The organism is Clostridium phoceensis, assembly GCF_001244495.1.
Lineage (GTDB): Bacteria > Bacillota > Clostridia > Oscillospirales > Oscillospiraceae > Lawsonibacter > Lawsonibacter asaccharolyticus.
This window is the reverse complement of sequence record NZ_LN866274.1, coordinates 2,777,561-2,798,181: the sequence shown is the minus strand read 5'-3', so window position 1 is coordinate 2,798,181 and position 20,621 is coordinate 2,777,561. Positions and strand designations below refer to the sequence as shown.

General features: G+C 59.0%; 17 protein-coding genes and 2 tRNA genes. 13 read left to right on the top strand and 6 right to left on the bottom strand.

Annotated elements, in window-relative coordinates; genetic code table 11:
* Positions 1-620, top strand: a 620-nt coding sequence (locus BN1969_RS18325; protein ID WP_187120354.1) for a hypothetical protein, incomplete at its 5' end; no start/stop codon positions are given.
* A 140-nt stretch (positions 621-760) separates the two neighbouring features.
* Positions 761-1,027: a YlmC/YmxH family sporulation protein gene (locus BN1969_RS14420; protein WP_050624943.1), complete on the top strand. Its 267-nt coding sequence runs from the start codon at positions 761-763 to the stop codon at positions 1,025-1,027.
* A 78-nt stretch (positions 1,028-1,105) separates the two neighbouring features.
* Here BN1969_RS14420 and BN1969_RS17635 read toward each other — a convergent pair whose 3' ends face one another.
* Entirely contained in the window at positions 1,106-5,449 is a 4,344-nt protein-coding gene (locus BN1969_RS17635) for an S-layer homology domain-containing protein (RefSeq protein ID WP_082203616.1), read from the bottom strand.
* A 561-nt stretch (positions 5,450-6,010) separates the two neighbouring features.
* Between BN1969_RS17635 and rpsB the strand changes: the two genes are divergently transcribed.
* Positions 6,011-6,745, top strand: a complete 735-nt coding sequence (gene rpsB, locus BN1969_RS14405) for a 30S ribosomal protein S2 (RefSeq protein WP_050624941.1) — start codon at positions 6,011-6,013, stop codon at positions 6,743-6,745.
* A 93-nt stretch (positions 6,746-6,838) separates the two neighbouring features.
* Positions 6,839-7,762 (top strand): translation elongation factor Ts, encoded by a 924-nt coding sequence (gene tsf / locus BN1969_RS14400; RefSeq protein ID WP_050624940.1) that lies wholly within the window; start codon positions 6,839-6,841, stop codon positions 7,760-7,762.
* 134 nt (positions 7,763-7,896) lie between these two features.
* Here tsf and BN1969_RS14395 read toward each other — a convergent pair whose 3' ends face one another.
* The 3 genes from BN1969_RS14395 to BN1969_RS14385 are packed head-to-tail and all read right to left on the bottom strand — an operon-like array spanning position 7,897 to position 11,174.
* The gene (locus BN1969_RS14395) at positions 7,897-9,432 is read right to left on the bottom strand and encodes a glycine betaine ABC transporter substrate-binding protein (protein WP_050624939.1); all 1,536 of its coding nucleotides are present in this window, start codon (positions 9,430-9,432) and stop codon (positions 7,897-7,899) included.
* Entirely contained in the window at positions 9,429-10,034 is a 606-nt protein-coding gene (locus tag BN1969_RS14390; RefSeq protein ID WP_242850351.1) for an ABC transporter permease, read from the bottom strand. The genes BN1969_RS14395 and BN1969_RS14390 overlap by 4 nt, the downstream gene beginning before the upstream one ends.
* A gap of 27 nt (positions 10,035-10,061) precedes the next feature.
* A complete protein-coding gene (locus BN1969_RS14385) occupies positions 10,062-11,174 on the bottom strand; it encodes an ABC transporter ATP-binding protein (RefSeq protein WP_050624937.1) in 1,113 nt (370 codons plus the stop codon).
* A 321-nt stretch (positions 11,175-11,495) separates the two neighbouring features.
* Between BN1969_RS14385 and BN1969_RS18695 the strand changes: the two genes are divergently transcribed.
* From BN1969_RS18695 to BN1969_RS14370, 3 genes are all read left to right on the top strand, one after another.
* The gene (locus BN1969_RS18695) at positions 11,496-12,665 is read left to right on the top strand and encodes a glycosyltransferase family 2 protein (RefSeq protein WP_050624936.1); all 1,170 of its coding nucleotides are present in this window, start codon (positions 11,496-11,498) and stop codon (positions 12,663-12,665) included.
* Positions 12,547-13,059, top strand: coding sequence for a recombinase family protein (locus tag BN1969_RS17315; protein ID WP_242850408.1), 513 nt, complete (start codon positions 12,547-12,549; stop codon positions 13,057-13,059). The genes BN1969_RS18695 and BN1969_RS17315 overlap by 119 nt, the downstream gene beginning before the upstream one ends.
* Before the next feature lie 127 nt (positions 13,060-13,186).
* Positions 13,187-13,507 (top strand): hypothetical protein, encoded by a 321-nt coding sequence (locus BN1969_RS14370; protein WP_050624934.1) that lies wholly within the window; start codon positions 13,187-13,189, stop codon positions 13,505-13,507.
* 230 nt (positions 13,508-13,737) lie between these two features.
* On the opposite strand, the gene BN1969_RS14365 is transcribed toward BN1969_RS14370, so the two are convergent.
* Both BN1969_RS14365 and BN1969_RS14360 read right to left on the bottom strand, forming a co-directional pair.
* Positions 13,738-13,829: transfer RNA gene (locus BN1969_RS14365), tRNA-Ser, on the bottom strand.
* 31 nt (positions 13,830-13,860) lie between these two features.
* A tRNA-Ser gene (locus BN1969_RS14360) sits at positions 13,861-13,947 on the bottom strand.
* Between the two features lie 344 nt (positions 13,948-14,291).
* On the opposite strand from BN1969_RS14360, the gene BN1969_RS14355 reads away from it, so the two are divergent.
* The 6 genes from BN1969_RS14355 (at position 14,292) to BN1969_RS14330 (ending at position 20,576) form a co-directional block, all read left to right on the top strand.
* A complete protein-coding gene (locus BN1969_RS14355; protein WP_301578371.1) occupies positions 14,292-14,903 on the top strand; it encodes a recombinase family protein in 612 nt (203 codons plus the stop codon).
* A 180-nt stretch (positions 14,904-15,083) separates the two neighbouring features.
* Complete coding sequence (locus BN1969_RS17305; RefSeq protein WP_077138775.1) at positions 15,084-15,338, top strand: carbon storage regulator; 255 nt, start codon at positions 15,084-15,086, stop codon at positions 15,336-15,338.
* Between the two features lie 69 nt (positions 15,339-15,407).
* Complete coding sequence (locus BN1969_RS14345; protein ID WP_050624932.1) at positions 15,408-16,505, top strand: flagellin N-terminal helical domain-containing protein; 1,098 nt, start codon at positions 15,408-15,410, stop codon at positions 16,503-16,505.
* Positions 16,506-16,655: 150 nt separating this feature from the next.
* Positions 16,656-18,602: a hypothetical protein gene (locus BN1969_RS14340; RefSeq protein WP_050624931.1), complete on the top strand. Its 1,947-nt coding sequence runs from the start codon at positions 16,656-16,658 to the stop codon at positions 18,600-18,602.
* A gap of 10 nt (positions 18,603-18,612) precedes the next feature.
* The gene (locus tag BN1969_RS14335; protein WP_050624930.1) at positions 18,613-19,767 is read left to right on the top strand and encodes an adenylyl-sulfate kinase; all 1,155 of its coding nucleotides are present in this window, start codon (positions 18,613-18,615) and stop codon (positions 19,765-19,767) included.
* Positions 19,764-20,576 (top strand): PHP domain-containing protein, encoded by an 813-nt coding sequence (locus tag BN1969_RS14330; RefSeq protein ID WP_050624929.1) that lies wholly within the window; start codon positions 19,764-19,766, stop codon positions 20,574-20,576. Before BN1969_RS14335 ends, BN1969_RS14330 begins: the two co-directional genes overlap by 4 nt.
* Positions 20,577-20,621: the final 45 nt, after the last annotated feature.

Genomic DNA, 20,621 nt, shown 5'->3' with positions numbered 1-20,621 from the left:
TTAGGGCTGCCTGCGTGCTGACCCTGATCATCAAGATCCAGCGCTTTTCCAAAAACCTGCGGGGGGACGAGGGATCCCTGATGTTCCCCCTGCCCGCCAGTGTGTCCCAGCATATCACTGCCAAGCTGGTTGTGGCGGTGCTGCTGGACGTGCTTTCTGTGGCGGCCGCCATCCTGGCCGTGCTGGCCCTGGCGCTGGACGGCACCATGTGGCTCGACCTGCCCGGTGATTTTTTTGACATGATCGTATATGTGGACTGGAGCGACTGGCTGCTCCTCCTGGAGGTGCTCATCCTGTGTCTGGCCGCCGGCGCCGTGGGCATGCTGCACATCTATGCCAGCATTGCGGTGGGCCACCTGGCCCGGAAGCACCGTACCCTGGCAGCCTTCGGCGCCTATTTTGGCTTTGCAGTGGCGCTGAATATCCTCTTTACCGGTCTGCTGGAGATCTTCGTCTCCTCCCCCTGGATGGCGGAGATCGGCCGCTGGTTTATGGAGCAGAAGGGGGATACGGGGGGACACCTGCTCATGTGGCTGCTGATCCTGGGCATCGCGGTTCTGGGTGCCGGGTTCTTTGCTCTGACCCGGTATCTCCTGAAAAAACATCTGAACCTGGAATAAGGGATGCCGGACCGTTTTCAAGGGGGGCGCCGCGGACTGCGCGGCGCCCCCCTCTTTTTTGCGGGCAGGCGGGGCATAGGACGGGCCCGCAGCTCATAATCTGAGGGCAGGAAGAACATCCCCTGGAAGGAGGTCCGAGCATGGAGACCAGGATCGCGGAGCTGCGGTACAAGGAGGTCATCAGCGTCACCGACGGCAGCCGGTTTGGATATGTGGGGGACATGGAGGTGGACCTGGAGAGCGGGCAGGTCCGGGCCCTGGTGGTGCCGGGGCGGCTGCGGCTGTTCGGCCTGCTGGGCCGGGAGGAGGACCGCTATATCCCCTGGGACCGGGTGCGGCGGTTTGGGGAGGACATCATCCTGGTGGAGCAGGAGCCCCAGCCTCGGGCACTGCGCCGCCGCCGGTGAGAGAGGCGCGGAACGGGAAAGGCCCGCCGGTCACAGACCGGCGGGCCTTTCCCTATGAGGGGAACAAAAAAGGGGAGGTCAGCGAGCAAGATCCTCACAGAAGTTCATGAGGATCTGGGCCACTTCGGCCCGGGTGGCGGTGCCGGCGGGGTCCAGATAGCCTCCGGGTCTGCCGGAGATCAGGCCCTCGGACACGGCCCAGCCCATGGAGTCGGCCGCCCAGACGGCGACGCTGTCCCGGTCGGCGTAACCGCTCAGGCTGACGGAGGCGCTGGTGTCATAGCCCTTGTATCTGGCGTAGCCATAGAGGATCAGGGACAGCTGCTCCCGGGTCACCGGGGCATCAGGAGCGAAGGAATTTTCACCCATGCCGGCCACGATGCCCTGGGCCGCAGTCCAGTTCACCGCATCGGCGTACCATGCGCCGGCGGCCACATCGGAGAAGGTGGCCGCGCCGGAGACAGCGGGCTTGTCCTCCATGGCATAGAGGATCTGGGACAGCATGGCACGGGTCAGTGTGCCGTTGGGGGAGAAGCAGGAGCCATCGGTGCCCGACATGATGCCGTTTTCGGCCACATAGGCCACTGCATCATAGTACCAGTCGTCCTCTGCCACATCGGAGAAGAGGGGCTGTTCCTCCTCCTGCTCCAGAGCCGTAAAGACGGCCTCTACCGTGACCTTGGAGGCGGGCATGGTGAAGGTGAACCTGCCGTCGCCCTTGTCCTTGAGCTTGATGGAGTCCCCGTCCTTGTCGGTGACGGTCAGCTCATCCAGTTCATAGCCGTCATCGGGCTTGACAGTGATGGTGACCGTGGTGCCCTTGGAGGCGCTCTTGGGGGAGACAGTGACGTCGCCGTGGCGGCTGCTGTCCACGCTGACCGTGTAGGTGGCGGAGCCGCTGGAGCCGCCGCCAGAAGAGCGGCGGGAGATGGTATAGGAACCGTTGCCGTGATCCGTCAGACGGTACCCGGAGGCGGCCACCAGAGTGGGCAGGGTATCGACGTCCTCACCCTTGACCAGGGTAAAAGTCTTACTGCCCTGAATGGTGACCGTGCCCAGGCCATCCTTCAGCACGGTGATAGTGCCTCCGTCAGCAACCGCGTCGATAGCGTCCTGAAGATCAGCGTAACCCACATCTTCCACCTGGGCCGCTGCCTCGTTGGTCAGAGAGAAGGTGAAGGGGCTGAAGCCGTGGCGGGTGCTGAAGGTGAGATTGGCTCCCTCATCCGCCTCCGCGGTGTAAAAATAGGTCCTGCCGTTAGAGGCCTGATGCTTGATATAGATGGTCTTGCCGGCAAAGTCGTCGGGCAGGGTTAGGGTGACATGGGCGGTTCCAGTGATGTTCAGATCCTCCTGGGGGATCTCCTTGACCACCACGGAGTTGCCCTGGTTGATATCGCCTGCGGTGCTGGCGGTGGAGGCCACCACCTGTCCCTTGGGCGAGATGTCCAGGGTGACGGAGTTAATACTGCCGTCCGTACCGGTCAGAGCGTCTACTGTGGTGACCTGCAGATAGGTCTGAGTATAGAGGACAATCTCCTCGCTCCCAAGTTCGGACTGTCCTTTTTGTAGCAGTTCGTCCTTTTCTGCGCTGTCGGCCAGCTGGCCGGCCTGTTCCTGGGCTGCCTGAGACAGGGCGGAGCCTGCGTTCACAGTGCCGGCCGCCTCGTTTACGGCCTCCTTGACCTCATCATTCAGGCCGTCAGGCAGCTGGTCCACAGTCTCGGTAGGCTCGGTGCTGGGGAGAACGTCTACGTCCGCCCCGGTGACGGTGACAGTGCAGGAGGCGCGGTAAGCGCCAGCAGAAGCAGTGATGATGGCCTCACCGGCGGCCACGGCGGTGACGGTGCCGTCTTGAGCCACAGTGGCAACGGCCTCGTCGCTGCTGGTCCAGGTCACCGTCTGGTCTGCATTGGAAGGGGAGACGGTGGCGGTCAGGGCAGTGCTGCCGCCGCTGACAAGTGTCAGGGCGGAGCGGTCCAGGGAGATGCCGTCCACACCGGCGTAGCTGACTGTGACGGAGCAGGTCAGTGATTTTCCGTTTACCTCAGCGGTGATGGTAGCCGTCCCGGGAGCCGCAGCGGTCACAGTGCCGTTGTCCACAGCGGCCACAGCCTCATTGTCGCTGGACCAGGACACAGCGGAAGCAGGCACAGCGCCCCAGGGCTCGGCATTGACAGACAGGACGGCCTCGCCGCCCTTGGTCAGGGCGAGGGTCTGCTGGCTCAGGGCCAGCGTGCCCACCATGTACTGGTAGCCATCCTGATTGCTGGCTACGGCATCCTTGCCGCTGACAAGATAACTGGTAGGATCGGCGGTGAAATAGCCGCCGGAGATCACGATCTGGCATCCGGAGGCGCTAAGGCCGTCATCGGTGAGGGAGCCGGAGATCTTGCCGCCCTCGATGGTGGTCTTTGCAAACTGGGTGACTGTGTTGCTGCTGCCGCCCCAATTTGTATTGTTGATTCCGCCCTTGATGACAGCGCCATCCTTGATGGTAATAGTGCCGATGTATTCCTCTGCCCCATCCTTCCAGCTGGAGTTGTAGATAGCCCGGCCGCCGCCGGAGATGGTGCCGCCGGAGATCTCGCCGATGGTACTGGTGTTTTGGATGGCTGTCTGGGTCTCGTTGGTGATTACGGCGTCTCCGCAGATCTTGTCAATCTTGCCGCCGTCATCATTTTTGATGGTGATGCTGCCGCCGGTAAAGGTGCCGCCAGAGATGGTGCCGATGTATCCCTGCACAGCAGGGCCGGGGTTGTTCCAGCCGTTTACCAGCATGGAGGAGAAGGTGCCGCTGTTTTCAAAGGTTCCGCCTGTGATCTTCTCAATGGTGCCGGCATTGTAAACGGTGTACCAGGAGTTCCCGTTTCCACCCTCAGTGGTGCCGGCTTCCTTGCTTCTAGTAAAGGTGCCGCCAGAGATCTCGGGGATGGCCCCCTTGTTGTATAGCGCCGCCTTGCCATGGGTGACCACATCCACCACACCGCCGCCGGCGCTGTCCAGAATGGTCAGGGTGCCATGATTGACGATGGTGTGGCTGGACGCATTGGTCAGGGTTTGGCCGTTTAGGTCCAGAGTGAGGGTCTTGCCTTCGGGGATGGTGATATCTTCCTTCAGATCATTCAGCAGCTTTACCTGAATGCTAGAACCACTCGCGGCGGAAATAGCGGCAGAAATTGTATCATAACAATTCTCACCAGCCAAAACTTTGACGCCGTCCGCCGCAACCTCGTCTTCTGTCAGGTACAGACGATTGCCAGCACTGACCTCTCTCATGGCAATGGGCATAATATCTTCGTCTAAGTTTTCATCCTTAAAAGGACAAGCCTTTTGCCAAGCATTATTATAACTTGTACCACCTGTTCCAATACAGACCGCCATTGGCGCATCCATGTAATTACCACTTAAATTTACTTTATCGGCGTTGACAGGATAATACACTTCCAGACCTGTCTGATTTAACGCCTCAACACCAAAAAATTTATTTCGGGTAGCACAAATAGAAAAATCTGTGTTTTGGGCTGACTCAACATGGATAAACCGAACAGTCTGACACTCGGCATCCGTGCGGAAAATATTGTCTGTAATAGTAATGTTCGCACCCTTTAAAGGTGTGATTTGGATGGCATCCCAATCAACATTCTCAAATGTGCATCCAGTTATGGTGAACGTTCCTGTCAGCCCGGATCCATAGATAGCCGTCAGATTTCCGGTCTTATTATTGAAACCATAGTTACCACCCGAACCCACATCAACATTATTGTGGATATCCTTGAACATTGCGTTTTGAATGGTCACATTACTTGCGTCCTTTTGGACTGTAACCTTAATATTTCCTTCGATGGTATTATTATTTCCCTCCAGCGTTACATTAGAGGGGAGACTAAGGTCAACTACCTTGTCGTAATTATAGTTCACCAAATCAGAGAGAAGTTCAACTTTAGTCTCAGTCTCACTCTTAATGCCTTTCAGTGCGTTTGCAAATTCTTCCAGGGTTGTGTACTCCGTATCACCAATTGCTGCGATCGCATCAGATGTAGCCGCCGTAAGAACCCCTTCAACGCTGGGGTCGTCTCCAGCATCTGGGCCATCTCCGGGGAGGCTGGGATCGTTCCCTTTGTCCGGGCCGTCCCCGGGCAGGGTGGGATCATTCCCCTCGTCCGGGCCGTCCCCGGGCAGGGTGGGATCATTCCCCTCGTCCGGGCCGTCCCCGGGCAGGGTGGGATCGTCCCCCTCGTTCGGGCCGTCCCCGGGAAGCGGATCGTCCCCGCCGCCTCCGGTGTTCCCCAGATCGGGGTCCTCCTGCACCTGCCCCGCGGGCTGACTGCCGATGTCCGCACCGTCAGCCAGTGCTGTGACAGGGAGCAGAGACAGTGCCATGGCCATCGTCATCACGATGGCCAAAAGCCGTTTTTTCATGCATAACACTCCTTTACAAAAAATAGGGTCTGCTGTATGAATAAGCGGATGATACCGCTGATTCAATAAAACGAAATATAAATTACGTCTATAATTAAAGCGCGTTTTAGTGGGAAACGCCTGCCATCTTCAATCTTGAAGATGGATCATGCCCATATGGGCATGATCATGAAATTTAAATTACGATTTTTTACAAGAAGAAAAGACCCTCCAGCTGATCTCCTGGTTCCCGATACGTGAGCAATAATATTCAAAATAATTATTATGTTATTTTTAAAAGAAGTATAGCACAAGTGCGGACTGTTTTCAAGGGAACACTTCTTTTTTGCTTTTGCGAAATTTGAAGAAATTTCCTGAAGGGCAGGGCAGAGACAGAAAAGGGGAGCTGCCCGCTCACTTTTTTCAAAAAATACTTGTATTCGGCGGAAAACTGTGATATACTACCAGCGCATTATGCCTGGGAGTGCTGATTTTCCGCCCAGTGCCCGGCCTCGGCCGGGTTGGCGGGGAATATGAGGCGCCCAGAAAGATCAAACTGAATTTTAGGAGGAAACAAGAATCATGGCAGTCGTATCTATGAAGCAGCTGCTGGAGGCCGGCGTGCACTTCGGCCACCAGACCCGTCGTTGGAACCCCAAGATGGCCGCTTACATCTACACCGAGCGCAACGGCATCTATATCATCGACCTGCAGAAGACCGTGAAGAAGCTGGAGGAGGCCTACAACTTCGTCCGTGAGCTGGGCGAGAAGGGCGAGACCCTGCTCTTCGTGGGCACCAAGAAGCAGGCCCAGGAGGCCATCAAGGAAGAGGCTTCCCGCGTGGGCATGTACTATGTGAACGCCCGCTGGCTGGGCGGCATGCTCACCAACTTCAAGACCATGCGGGGCCGTGTGGACCGCCTGAATCAGCTCAAGCGGATGCAGGAGGACGGCACCTTCGACATGCTGCCCAAGAAGGAAGTCATGAAGCACCTGGGCGAGATCGCCAAGCTGGAGAAGTACCTGGGCGGCGTCACTGAGATGAAGAAGCTGCCCGGCGCCCTGTTCGTGGTGGACCCCCGCAAGGAGCGCAACGCCATCAACGAGGCCCGCAAGCTGAACATCCCCATCGTCGCTATCGTGGACACCAATTGCGACCCCGATGAGATCGACTACGTCATCCCCGGCAACGACGATGCCATCCGCGCCATCAAGCTGATCTCCTCCGTCATGGCCAACGCCATCCAGGAGGGCAAGCAGGGCCAGGATGAGGCCCCCGCTGCTGAGGAGGCCGCTCCCGCCGCCGCGGAGCAGTAAGCCTTGACCCAAAGCGCCCGCCCGACGGACGGGCGGGCGCTCTCTTTCTGTATTCCAGAGAAAAAACGATCATATTTTATGGAGGTAATACAAATGGCTTTTACCGCGAAAGACGTACAGGCCCTGCGCGAGATGACTGGCGTGGGCATGATGGACTGCAAGAAGGCGCTGACCGCCGCTGACGGCGACAAGGACAAGGCTATCGAGTGGCTGCGTGAGAAGGGCCTTGCCGCCCAGACCAAGAAGGCCGGCAAGGTGGCCGCCGAGGGCGTCTCCTACGCCATCGTCAATGAGGCTGGCGTGGGCGTCGTGGTGGAGGTCAACTCCCAGACCGACTTCGTGGCCAAGAACGAGGTGTTCCAGGGCTTTGTCAAGGACGTGGCCTCCGTCATCGCCGCCGAGGACCCCGCCGATGTGGCCGCACTCCAGGAGATGACCTACCCCGGCACCGACCGCACCATCGCCTCCGTCACCGCCGACAAGGTGCTCTCCATCGGGGAGAACATCCAGATCCGCCGCTTCGTCCGCTATGCCGAGGGCGTCAATGTGCCCTATATCCACATGGGCGGCAAGGTCGGCGTGCTGGTGAACCTGGCCGTGGAGGGCATCGCTGACATGGCCAAGGTCGTCGAGGTGGGCAAGGATGTGGCCATGCAGATCTGCGCCATGAACCCCACTTTCCTGGACAAGAGCGACGTGGATCAGGCCACCCTGGACAAGGAGAAGGAGATCCTGATGGTCCAGGCCAAGGAGGACCCCAAGAATGCCAGCAAGCCCGAGAATATCATCGAGAAGATGGTCATGGGCCGCATTGGCAAGTATTACGAGGAGAACTGCCTGCTCCAGCAGGCCTTCGTCAAGGAGAATAAGATCTCCGTGGAGAAGCACGTGGCTGAGGTGGCCAAGCAGCTGGGCGGCAAGATCACCGTCAAGGCCTTCACCCGCTTCCAGACCGGCGAGGGCATCGAGAAGAAAGAGGACGACTTCGCCGCCGAGGTCGCCAGCATGATTAAGTAAGACCGCTTTACAGCGCCTGACAGATAACTTGATGGAGAGAGCCCGAGGCAATGAGAGTTGCCTCGGGCTCTCTTTTAGTTTTTCCACAATAGAAGATCCCCCGCCGCAGGATTCGGCAGGGGATCAAAAGGACATCAGGCATCCAGCAGACCGGACTGGACCAAGAAGTCGTGGGCGACGGTCTCCACCTCCTCGCCCGCCACGTCCACCCGATAGGTGAGCTCACTCATCAGTTCGTCGGTGAACTGCTCGTTGAGGAGCTGGATGGTCTCCTTGAGGCCGGGAGCATCCTCCGCGAAGCGTTCGAATACGTCGCTGCGGGCCAGAATGGTGCCGTAGTAGTCGGGGAAGAAGTGCTGGTCATCGTCCAGAAGAGTCAGATTGGCCCGTTTGTTCAGGCCGTCGGTGGCGTAGACCACCATCACATCGTAAGCGCCCTGCTCGATCAGGGTGTACTTCATCATAATGTCCACCGGGTTGGCCACCTGGAAGTTCAGGCCGTAGGTCTCCACCATGGGACCGAACTTCATGTTGCCCGCGTCGGTGAAGAAGTCCTGCTCAGCGCAGAAGCGCAGCTCTCCGGCGATGGGCACCAGGTCGCTGATGGTCTCCGGGTGGTAGGTATCCACCACCTCCTGAGTGACACCGATGACGTAGGTGTTGTTGACACCGATCTTGCCCAGCAGCTGGAGGTCGTACTCCTCATTCATCTTCTCGTTGACAAAGTCGTAGAGGGTCTGTCCCTCTGGGATATCGGTGGTGTCCAGCCCCATGATGGTGGTGAGGAGGGTGCCGTCCCACGTGTACATCAGATCGCAGGAGTGATTGGCGGCGGTGAGGGCGTTGAAGTTGTTCACCGCGGTCATCTCGTCCTGGATGGTGACAGGGATGCCATGGCGGTCCTCCACCAACTGCTTGATCATGCTGTTGACCAGCTGTACCTCGGAGAACTGGCCCTCATAGAGGAGCAGGCCGGCGGTGCTCTTGGGCAGGAAGGCGTACACGCACAGGGCCAGGGCCGCCGCACAGGAGAGGACGGCAGCTCCCCGGGCGGCCATCCTGCGGCCCCTGGGGCGCTGGCTGTCCCGGCTGTTGAGATACCGCTCCGCCATGCCCATCAGCAGGTCCAGAACCAGGGCCGCCGCCATGAGTACGCCGGTGCCGCCCAGGATGGCCTGCATGTCCTCCTGGCGGATGCCGGTGGTGATGACGCTGCCCAGGCCTCCGCCGCCCACAAAGGAGGCAAAGACTGCGGTGCCGATGGCGTTGACTGCGGCAATGCGGATGCCGGTGAAGATGATGGGGGCGGCGATGGGGATCTCCACATGGACGAGGCGGTAGGTACGGGTCATGCCCATGCCCCTGCCCGCCTCGATCAGGTGCTCAGGCACTTGGTCCAGCCCCAGGCAGGTGTTGCGGACGATGGGCAGCAGGGAGTAGAGGGCCAGACCCACGATGACAGTGGGCTTGCCCGGACCGATGAACACCATGATGATGCCCAGCAGTGCCAAGGCGGGGGTGGTTTGGATCAGGTCCACCACTCGGAGGACGATCTTCCGGGCAGCAGGATAAAAGTGGCAGAGGATGCCAAGGGGAACACCCGCCAGGACGGCGAAGATGAGGGCGGCGACCACCAGAGACAGGTGCTCTAAGATCATGGAAGCGGTCATACCTTATCCCCTCCCTTCCGCATCCCCTTGGGGACCACCTGACGCTGGACCAGATCCACCAGAGAGCCCAGCACGAAAGCCAGGAGGGCGGCGGGGATGGCACCCATCAGGATGAGGCCGTTGTCATTGGAGCTGATCCCGGAGTAGATGAAGTCCCCCAGGCCGCCGCCGCCGATCATGGAGGCCAGTACCGCCCAGCTGACGGTGTAGACGGTGGACATGCGCAGCCCGCCGATGATGGTGGGCATGGCCAGGGGCAGCTCCACCCGGATCAGGCTCTGTATGGCGCTCATGCCGCAGCCACGGGCAGCCTCGATGTACTGCTGGTCCACGGATACCAAGCCGGCATAGGTGTTTTTCAGCACCGGGAAAGTGGCGTAGATGCCCAGGGCAACCAGTACCGTTGCAGTGCCCGCCCCCCAGGCCAGCACCAGCAGACCGATGAACACGATGCCCGGGATGGTGTTGAAGACGGACAAGACGGGCAGGACTACTCCGGAGAGCTTGGGCCGCCGTGACAGCAGGATGCCCAGCACAAGGCCCAGGGCAAAGCCGATGGCGACGGACACCAGGGTGAACAGAAGATGTTGGCCGATGGCCACAGGAAGTTTATCCCATCCCAATGTGTCTCACCCCCAAAGCTGTTCCGCCATAGCGGAGGTCATGCTGGTCTTGGTGATGATGCCGTCCACCTTTTCCTCCTCGTTCAGGACGATGAGGTAGGGGGCGCCGCTGGAGATCAGCAGGTCGAAGCAGTCCTTGGCGCTGTCCCCTGTGTGGACGGTGGGGGTGTTGCAGCGGATCAGGGGCTCGATGGTCTTGACCACATGGCCGGTGAGGCGGATGTCCGCAATGGACACGGTGCCCTGATAGCGGTCCTGGTCGTCCACCACGATCAGGGTGTCCACGTTGCGCCGTTGCATCTTGCTGACGCACTCGTTGACGCCCCGGCGGGCGGAAACGGTGGACACGCCGGAGCGCATGAAGTCGGCGGCGGTGAGCTCCTTCTGAGCGTGGGTGTCGATGAAATTGCCCAAAAAGTCCTGGATCTGTCCGCTGGCGGGGTGGGCCAGCATCTCTTCCGGAGGCGCCATCTGGACGATGTTGCCGTGGTCCATGAAGATAATGACGTCGGCCAGATCCAGAGCCTCCGCCATGTCGTGGGTGACGAAGATGAAGGTCTTGTGCAGCTTCTGCTGGAGGCCCTTCACCTCCTGCTGCAGGGAGCGGCGGGTCATGGGGTCCAGGGCGCTGAAGGGCTCATCCATCAGGACGATAGGAGGGGAGGCGGCCAGTGCCCGGAGGATGCCGATGCGCTGCTGTTGTCCGCCGGACATCTCCGAGGGGTACTTGTTGGCGTACTGCTCATAGGGCATCTCCACCATGGCGAGCATGTCGCGGACGATCTGGTCGCACTGCTCCTTGGAGTACTTCAGCAGCTTGGGCACCACGCAGATGTTTTGGGCCACCGTCATGTTGGGGAACAGGCCGATCTGCTGGATCACATAGCCGATGTGGCGGCGCAGCTCCACCTTGTCCTTGGAGGTGATGTCCTCCTCGTTCAGATAGATCTTTCCCGTGTCGGGCTGGATCAGACGGTTTATCATCTTCAGTGTAGTGGTCTTACCGCAGCCGGAGGGGCCGATGAGCACGGCGAACTGCCCCTCCTCAATTTCAAAGCACAGATCGTTTAGGATCTTTTGGCTGCCGTAGGACAGGGATACATGGTCGAATCTTAACAAATGAGACCTCCTTTTCCGGTGTGGCCGGAGACCGGCCAGCGGGCCAACGAGAACGGCACCGGAGGGGCGCCCTTCAGGTATCAGGTGCGGGATGGAGGGGGAGAGCCCTCTGCTCCAGGTAGAAAATTGGGTAACATTACAACTTTATTATAGCAGTACCAGAAAAAACTGTCAAATAAACAAAATGTAAATATGGGTCGGATGACATAAATATGGAATTAAACTGGGAAATTAAGAAACTTTTTATAAAATCTTAACCATATCCCGGGCCTGTCCTTAAAAAACGTCTGGTACACTCGAACCAGCAAAGGAGGCGAGCGCATGAATCTGGAAATCATCCTGGTCAGGACGGTCCTGGTGCTGACCGCCGCGCTGTCGGTGGGGATCTCTCTGTGGGGCGGATACTATCTGCTGACGGGCCTGATGTCTTGGCGCAGGCCCATGGACTACGGCCGGCACCCCGCCGGCACCCGGTTCGCGGTGCTGATCGCGGCCAGAAACGAGGAACTGGTCATTGGTCCGCTGATCAACAGCCTGCTGGAGCAGGAGTATCCGGCGGAGCTGTATGACATCTATGTGATCCCCAACAACTGTACGGATAACACAGCGCTGGCCGCCCGACAGTTCGGGGCGGAGGTGCTGGAGTGCACCGTGCCGGTCCGGTCAAAGGGGGAGGTGCTCCGCTTCGCGGAGGAGCAGCTCTCCGGGCGGCGCTATGACGCCTTCTGCGTCTTTGACGCGGACAATGTGGTGGATCGGTGCTTCCTAAAGGAGATGAACAATGCATATCGGGCCGGGGCCCGGGCGGCCCAGGGCTATCGGGACAGCAAAAATCCCTATGACAGCGCCATCTCGGGATGCTACTCCATCTACTACTGGATGATGGACCGCTTTCACAACCAGGGGAAAGCCGGACTGGGGCTGTCCGCCATGATCAACGGCACAGGCTTCATGGTAGCCGCCTCTACTCTGAAGAAGCTGGGGGGCTGGCGGACGGAGACCATCAGCGAGGACCTGGAGATGACCGCCCAGTGCGTGCTGGCGGACGTGCAGGTGGCTTGGGTGCCGCTGGCCGTCACCTATGACGAGCAGCCCCTGACTTACCGGGAGTCGGTAAAGCAGCGCAGGAGGTGGAGCAGCGGCACCATCCAGGTGGCGCGGCAGTACCTGCCACGGACCGGACGCCAGATGACAGCGGCCCCCCGGGGAGCGCTTCTGGACATAGGCATGACGATGCTGATCCCGGCCTATCAGCTGGTGGCGGTGGTCAATACGCTGGCCGCGGCCGCGGCGGCCGGCCTGAGCGGACGGCCCTTCACCTTCGCGGCNCTATGCCATGGAGAAGGCGGGAATCGCCAGGGAGAGGCTTTACATCGACAAGCAGAGCGGGAAGGATTTCAACCGCCCGGAATACCAGCGCCTGCTCCGCAAGCTGCGGGAGGGAGACGCGCTCTTTGTCCAGAGCATCGACAGGCTGGGGCGGAACTATGAGGAGATCCTGGAGCACTGGGGGCTGCTGACCCGGAAAAAGAAGGTGGATATCGTGGTATTGGACTTTCCTCTCCTGGACACCAGGGGGAGGGGAGAGGACCAGAGCCTCACCGGGAAATTCCTGGCCGACATGGTGCTGCAGATACTGGCCTATGTGGCACAGAAAGAGCGGGAAAACATACGTCAGAGACAGGCGGAGGGCATCGCCGTGGCGAAGGCCAGCGGGAAGCGCTGGGGGAGAAAAAAGAAAAACTTACCTCCTGATTTCCCGGCACTCTACACGGCCTGGAAAAATGGGGAGATAAGTGAGGGGCAGCTTCTGGAAGTCTGCGGAATGAAGCGCAGCACGCTGTATAAACGTCTGCAGGAGAAGAGGGCGTGCCAGAGGGAGTAGGAAGAAAAGTCCCAAAAAGTGTACTCAGATAGACTTCTGTCTGCTCCTGGGTCTCTGTTATGTACTTCGGCATTCCGGCGGAAAAGTTAAGTATTACAGAGAGAAAAGATTTTTTTCTTTCNTGGCGGTGGTCAATACGCTGGCCGCGGCCGCGGCGGCCGGCCTGAGCGGACGGCCCTTCACCTTCGCGGCAGGGGCGTTCTGCGGCGCGATCCTGCTGAACGTGGGACTGACGGCGGTGTTCGCCACCTTGAGCGGCGCCCTGGTGCTGACAGTGGAGAGAAAGTGGGACCGCCGCCTTTGGAAGAGCTTGCTGGTCTATTGGCTCTTCCTGCTGAGCTGGCTCCCCATCACCATCGGGAGCTTTTTCAAGCAGACTACGGTCTGGGAGGAGATCCGGCACACCCGCAATGTGCTGCCGGAGCCGGTCCTGGCCCGGAAGTGGTGATACATGTGGAAAAAGGAGGACCGCCCATGCCCATGGGCGGTCCTCTCAGTTTGTGGGAAAAGCCCTCCTGCAAAAAGCTCCGGGGACCGATGGGCGGCACCAAATCGAAGCCAAACGCAGTGGATTCGATTTGGAACGGAGGAGCAAGGGAGCGGCAGAATGAGTGCGCGATGAGCTTTGCAATTGAAATGAAAAAGCTCGTGGCAAGCGATATGTCGCTTGCCACGAGCTGGCGCAGAAGGAGGGATTCGAACCCTCGCACGGTTTAACCCGTCTACTCCCTTAGCAGGGGAGCCCCTTATAGCCACTTGGGTACTTCTGCAGCTATCAATAGCGCCTCGTCAGGAAAGAGGTGGCGGAGAGAGTGGGATTCGAACCCACGGCTCTTGCGAGTCACCGGTTTTCAAGACCGGCTCCTTAAACCACTCGGACATCTCTCCCTGTTGATCTCCAACTCAGAGGCGAATGAAAGCATACCATATTTTGAGCCGTATGTCAACCTTAAACTGCGTTTTTTGTGGGCTGTTTTTTCTGAGACTCAAAACAGGGGCGGTCAGCCCGCCGGCCCCCGACCGAAAAGGCCCCTGGAAAAAACGGGCAGTGCATGTTCCGCAGGGTGCTTTTGGTTTTTGATATAATAAGAAGGACCCCGTCCAAATTCATATTTGGGACGGGGTTTTTTGATGGAACTTCCCGATTCCCATTTGGTGCGGCTTGTTTATGCAGGGCGTTCTATGCCGCATCGATCTGAATTGGGGCGATGAAAGAGGAGGAGCCGGAAAGCGTGGAATATGGATATGTTCGGGTGTCGGGAAAGAGTCAGAATGAGGAGCGGCAGCTCTATGCCATGGAGAAGGCGGGAATCGCCAGGGAGAGGCTTTACATCGACAAGCAGAGCGGGAAGGATTTCAACCGCCCGGAATACCAGCGCCTGCTCCGCAAGCTGCGGGAGGGAGACGCGCTCTTTGTCCAGAGCATCGACAGGCTGGGGCGGAACTATGAGGAGATCCTGGAGCACTGGGGGCTGCTGACCCGGAAAAAGAAGGTGGATATCGTGGTATTGGACTTTCCTCTCCTGGACACCAGGGGGAGGGGAGAGGACCAGAGCCTCACCGGGAAATTCCTGGCCGACATGGTGCTGCAGATACTGGCCTATGTGGCACAGAAAGAGCGGGAAAACATACGTCAGAGACAGGCGGAGGGCATCGCCGTGGCGAAGGCCAGCGGGAAGCGCTGGGGGAGAAAAAAGAAAAACTTACCTCCTGATTTCCCGGCACTCTACACGGCCTGGAAAAATGGGGAGATAAGTGAGGGGCAGCTTCTGGAAGTCTGCGGAATGAAGCGCAGCACGCTGTATAAACGTCTGCAGGAGAAGAGGGCGTGCCAGAGGGAGTAGGAAGAAAAGTCCCAAAAAGTGTACTCAGATAGACGAAAGAAAAAAATCTTTTCTCTCTGTAATACTTAACTTTTCCGCCGGAATGCCGAAGTACATAACAGAGACCCAGGAGCAGACAGAAGTCTATCTGAGTACACTTTTCTGGACTTGGAAAAGCCTTGGGCGTTTGGAGGGAAGAGCATGCTGGTGTTGGGAGTGCGCTCCGGCGAATACATCACCATCGGACAGGATATCGTGATCCAGGTCGTCAAGGCCGGTGAAGTGACGCGGCTCGCCGTTCAGGCGCCCAGGGAGTGCCCTGTGGTGCGGGGAAAGCTGGTGGAGTCCAGCGGCGGGGCGCCCGACTGCATCCGTAAGCTGCGCCAGAAGAAGACACCTCCCCATGCATCAAGATTCAAACAGGACCGGGACGAGACCGGGGCCCTGTCTGAATAGTACCATCCACCCCTGCGGACCGGAGGGAAGGAACCGTCCGGGAATATCAAAAATAAAGGAGAAATCACTATGCGTATTCAGCACAACATCATGGCGATGAACGCCTACCGCAACTACAGCAACAACACCAGCGCCCTGTCCAAGAACCTGGAGAAGCTGTCTTCCGGCTATAAGATCAACCGGGCCGGCGACGACGCCGCGGGTCTGGCCATTTCCGAGAAGATGCGTGCCCAGATCACCGGCCTGGACAAGGCCCAGGACAACGCCAAGGACGGTATCTCCCTGGTGCAGACCGCTGAGGGCGCCCTCACCGAGGTCCACGACATGCTCAACCGCATGTATGAGCTGGCTGAGCAGTCCGCCAACGGCACCTTTGAGGACGCCACCGACCGCAATCAGCTCCAGAAGGAGGTCGACCAGCTCAAGAGCGAGATCGACCGCATCGCCGACTCCGCCAACTTCAACGGCATCAAGCTGCTGGACGGCTCCATGAAGGAAGGCACTACGGTGGCTATCGATGCAGGCACCGTCACTGGTAAAGTGAATGGCCAGGCTATCGCCGCTGCTAGCGGAACAGTCGACTTCTCTGCTGGGTGGGCGTCCGGTGACAACGTCACCATCAACGGCGTTACCTATACCTACGTGAGCAAGGCCAAAGGCACCGATGGTAAGACCTTTGGGGATTATGCTGCACTGCAGAAGGCTGCCAAGGAAAACGGTGTGAGCATCACCGGTAATTCCTCCGCGGCTACCTTCTCCAAGGCGGGCAAGGATCTGACCCTCCAGATCGGCGACACCAGCGAGAAGTTCAATCAGCTGGAGGTCTCCATCAACGACTGCCACGTAGATGCTTTGGGACTCACCGAAATGAAGATCTCTGACCAGGACAGCGCCGCTGAGGCTCTGAACATGATCAAGAGTGCCATCAACTATGTCTCCGACGTCCGCGGCACCCTGGGCGCCACCCAGAACCGTCTGGACCACACCATCAACAACCTGTCCGTCATGCAGGAGAACATCCAGGATGCCGAGTCCACCATCCGCGACACCGACGTGGCCGACGAGATGATGGCCTATACCAAGAACAACATTCTGATCCAGTCCGCCCAGGCCATGCTGGCCCAGGCGAACCAGGTGCCCCAGGGTGTGCTGCAGCTGCTGCAGTGATCCCGGTGTGCTGCAGCTGCTGCAGTGATCCCGGGCAGTTGTTCTGGAACAGCGACCACAGGGGGCCGGGCTCAGTGCCCGGCCCCCGTTTTTTAGGCGCGGAGGGCGCTGGCCCCTCGCAGGAATACTTGCGGACCGTGAGGTTTTTCTATGGATACGATCAAAATCGCCCGCCGGCTGGCGGAGCTGGGACAGACGGCGGACGCCCAGCGGGCCTACACCCTGGCGCTCCAGGCGGCAGGATTGTCCCCGGAGGAGGAGCTGGAGGCCGCCAGCTATCTTCTCTTTTCCAAAGGCGACTACCGGGTGGCCTATACCAGCTTCCTGTCTCTTTACCGCCGGGGTCTTTTTCAAAAGGAACTGCTGGAGCTGATGACCCAGGCCTTCTACCTGCCCAATGTGGAAGCTCTCCGCAGGCAGTATGAGGAGAACTGCACACTGCTCTCCCGCTATCCCTATCTGTTTCGGAGAGACTTTCTTCCCTTTGAGGACCTGCCTATTCAATTTTACCCCTATGACGATGACGGCTATCTTCCCTTTGACTGGAAGAGCGGCCTTTTTTCCGACTATGTGAATTTCCATACTCCAGTGATCGACCGAAATTTTTTCCATGACCTCGAAAAGCCTGTACTGGCATCAGATGTGTACTCCCAGTATCAGCTGGAGTACCTGAACGACACGGTGCGCAAGAGTGAGTGGGTGGGCCGGGAGAATCATATCTACCTTCACTACACGGATTGGGGGACCTTCTGCGCCCATCTCCAGTGTCTGTCCTTCAAAAAATTGCTGAAGGAAGAGAAGCTTGTTTTCCTGATCGAGGACGAGCTTGCCCAATATCCCATCGATTTTCAGGCACGGTTCCATATCGATTACAGCCGTTACCCGGTGCGCCCGGTGGGCATCCGGGAGGTGAACCGCCTGATCTGGCACACCCAGCTGGCGGCCCACAACGGCGGCGACTTCTTCAACGAGATCTTTTATGGGCACCCCAATCTTCTGGCCTATGAATCCGTTATTCTGGATGGTATCGACAACCTTTTGGACGAGATGCGCCGCCGGGTGCGCGAGCGTCGGCTGGAGACCGCCACCGACCGTCAGCTCCTCCAGATCAAACATCCCACTGACAAGGACCTGCTGGTTGCCTATTTTTTAAACCAGCAGGAAAGCAACAGCAGCCTCGATCCCAATTCCCGCATCACCCCGATCCTCTTCTTCCAGCCCCACTTTTATAATATTTCGTATGATATCTCAGTGGATACGAAGAGCAACAAGACCGTGCTCCACTCGGAGCAGTACGACCGCATCCGTTCCTCCGCTGTGTTCCAGAACTTCAAATACATCAAGACCTTCACCCCCATCCGCCGTCCCACCACCAGCTATGCCGCGACCATTCGCTTCATGGAGCCGCAAATTGAAAAAGAAGGGCGTATTGTGGCCGATGACCTGACCGCCCGCATGCTCAACCGCAGCTTTATGGTGGACCCCTGGGATCGACTCTACCGGGACAGCGTCCTGGTGCGCTTCGAGGACGGCAAGCTGAACCCCAAAGCCACCTTTACTGCCCTGGCGGAGTTCCTTGACCTCCCCTACACCCAGAGCATGACCTATTGCTCCGGGGCCAGCGGCATCGACCCGGAATCTCTGGCCGGAAATGCCCGCGGCTTTGACCCGGCTACGGTGTATCGGACCTATGATGAGTTTGCAAATGATGATGAGCGGGCATTTCTGGAATACTTCCTCCGCGATGTCTATGAAACCTATGGATATGATTTTCACTATTATAAGGGCGAGCCGGTCGATGAAGAGTGGGTGACGAAAAAAATATCCAGATTCACCACCCTCAACCGGTTTATCAGCCGTTCTTGGGAATCTCTATACCGGAATACTCATAATCAGAAAACTGGAGCTCCCTTGGATCAGGAAGAGATCGAACGGCGTATTCAGGATACCCTCTCCGGCCTGGATTCCAACCGGCTGCACGTTTCCAAGCTTCTGATGCGGGGACTGCGTTTTATCAACGAAGATGGTCAGCCCCTGAAAATGATGACGCCGCTCAAGCTGGACCCGGCCCTGCTGGAACAGCCGCTCTATCACTGAGGAGGACCACATGGAACACAAGGGAACCGTTTACTTTTTCACCGGCCTCTCCGGCGCGGGCAAGACCACCGTAGGCAGCCTCTTTTACCGGCGGCTCAAAAACACCAAGCCCAACGCGGTCTATCTGGACGGTGACGAGATCCGGGTGGCCTTCGGTGAGGATGTGGGCTACACCAACGACGAGCGCCTCCGATGGGCGGGGCGGATCTTCCGGGTGTGTAAGCTCCTCTCCGACCAAGGCATCGACGTGGTGTGCTGCTCCATCGCCATGTATCAGAGCGTCCGGTCCTGGAACCGGGCCAATATCCCCAATTACAAGGAGATCTATCTGAGGGTGAAGCCGGAGACCCTGCTGGCCCGGAACCAGAAGGGGCTCTACACCGGGGGGCACAATGTGGTGGGGGTGGACCTGCCCTTTGACGAGCCCCAGACCCCCGATCTGATCATTCAGAACGACGGAGAACGCACCCCTCTGGAGGTGGTGGAGGAGATCGAGCGGGTCCTGTATCCCAACATCGTCGAAAACCCCATCGATAACCGGGACTACTGGAACCGCTATTATCAGGACGGCCTCTGTCCCATGGACCCCTCCCCCTTTGCCCGGTATGCCGCCACTCTGGTGGAACCGGGACGGACCCTGGTGGACCTGGGCTGCGGCAACGGGCGGGACGCCCTCTACTTTGCCTCCCTGGGCCTCTCTGTCATCGCCATTGACCTGTCAGACACGGCCATTCAGACGCTGCGGGAGCGGGGCGGAGACAACCCGCGCTTCCTCTGCGGGGACTTTATCAACGCCCCCATCCACCGGCCTGCCAGCTATGACTATGCGTACAGCCGCTTTACCATCCACGCCATCAACCAGCAGCAGGAGCGGATGCTGCTGCTGGCCATGCACCGCGCGATCAAGCCCGGCGGAAAGTTTTTCATCGAGGTGCGGGGCGTCCATGATCCGCTGTACGGCAGGGGACAGCCCCAGGAGAAAAACGCGTTCTTCTACAACAATCATTACCGACGCTTCATCGTCATGGAGGAGCTGACCGCCTCTCTGCAGGAGGCGGGGTTCCGCGTGGAGTACGCACAGGAGCGGACCGGCTTCGCCCCCTACGGAAATGATGACCCGCCGGTGATACGGATCGTTGCTATCCGCAAGGAGATGAAAGCATGACCGTCCTGGCAGACCTCCACACCCACTCCACCGCGTCTGATGGGCAGTATGCGCCGGCGGCGCTGGTGGAAAAGGCTGCCGCCGCCGGCATCCAGGTGCTGGCGGTCACCGACCACGACACCATTGACGGCGCCGAGGAGGCGGTCCGGGCGGGCACGGCCCTGGGCCTTACAGTGCTGCGCGGCGTGGAGCTGGGGGCGGCCGAGGACCGGCACATGCACATACTCGGCCTGCACCTCGGCCCGGAGTGCCCCGCCCTGACAGTGCTCTGCCGCAAGCTGCGCGCCAGCCGGGACGAGCGGAAGTTCCGCATCGTGGACTTTCTCCGGGAAAAGGGCATGGATGTGTCTTTGGAGGAAGTGGAGGCACTGGCAGGCGGCGGGGTCGTCGCCCGGCCTCACTTCGCCCAGGTGATGCTCCGGCGCGGGTATGTCACCTCCCTCCGGGAAGCATTCGACCGCTATCTGGATTCCGATGAATATCAGCGCATCGAACGCTGGAAGGCCGGCGCCGCGGAGTGCATCGCCGCCGTCCACAGCGCCGGCGGCAGGGCCGTGCTGGCACACCCTTACCAGCTGGGCTATGCGGATGATCGATTGGAGGAGACCCTCCGCACCCTGCGGGAGAAGGGGCTCGACGGTTTGGAGTGCTTCTATCCCCGTCATACCCCGGGACAGACTGCCGCCTATCTGCGTCTTGCGGAAAAATATGGGCTCCATATCACAGCGGGCAGCGATTTCCACGGGGAAGCCGTCCGTCCGGACACCAGACTGACGCCCATTTCCCTCGAACTGGGGTGGCTGATTTAACAGCGGGGGAGGTAGACTTGACAAACACATTGCTTCCATCAGCGC

Excerpts from the sequence above, each read along its gene's own strand:
- BN1969_RS14420 (WP_050624943.1), top strand. The coding sequence starts at position 761 with ATGGAGACCAGGATCGCGGAGCTGCGGTACAAGGAGGTCATCAGCGTC.
- BN1969_RS17635 (WP_082203616.1), bottom strand. The coding sequence starts at position 5,449 with ATGAAAAAACGGCTTTTGGCCATCGTGATGACGATGGCCATGGCACTG.
- rpsB (WP_050624941.1), top strand. The coding sequence starts at position 6,011 with ATGGCAGTCGTATCTATGAAGCAGCTGCTGGAGGCCGGCGTGCACTTC.
- tsf (WP_050624940.1), top strand. The coding sequence starts at position 6,839 with ATGGCTTTTACCGCGAAAGACGTACAGGCCCTGCGCGAGATGACTGGC.
- BN1969_RS14395 (WP_050624939.1), bottom strand. The coding sequence starts at position 9,432 with ATGACCGCTTCCATGATCTTAGAGCACCTGTCTCTGGTGGTCGCCGCC.
- BN1969_RS17305 (WP_077138775.1), top strand. The coding sequence starts at position 15,084 with ATGCTGGTGTTGGGAGTGCGCTCCGGCGAATACATCACCATCGGACAG.
- BN1969_RS14345 (WP_050624932.1), top strand. The coding sequence starts at position 15,408 with ATGCGTATTCAGCACAACATCATGGCGATGAACGCCTACCGCAACTAC.
- BN1969_RS14340 (WP_050624931.1), top strand. The coding sequence starts at position 16,656 with ATGGATACGATCAAAATCGCCCGCCGGCTGGCGGAGCTGGGACAGACG.
- BN1969_RS14335 (WP_050624930.1), top strand. The coding sequence starts at position 18,613 with ATGGAACACAAGGGAACCGTTTACTTTTTCACCGGCCTCTCCGGCGCG.
- BN1969_RS14330 (WP_050624929.1), top strand. The coding sequence starts at position 19,764 with ATGACCGTCCTGGCAGACCTCCACACCCACTCCACCGCGTCTGATGGG.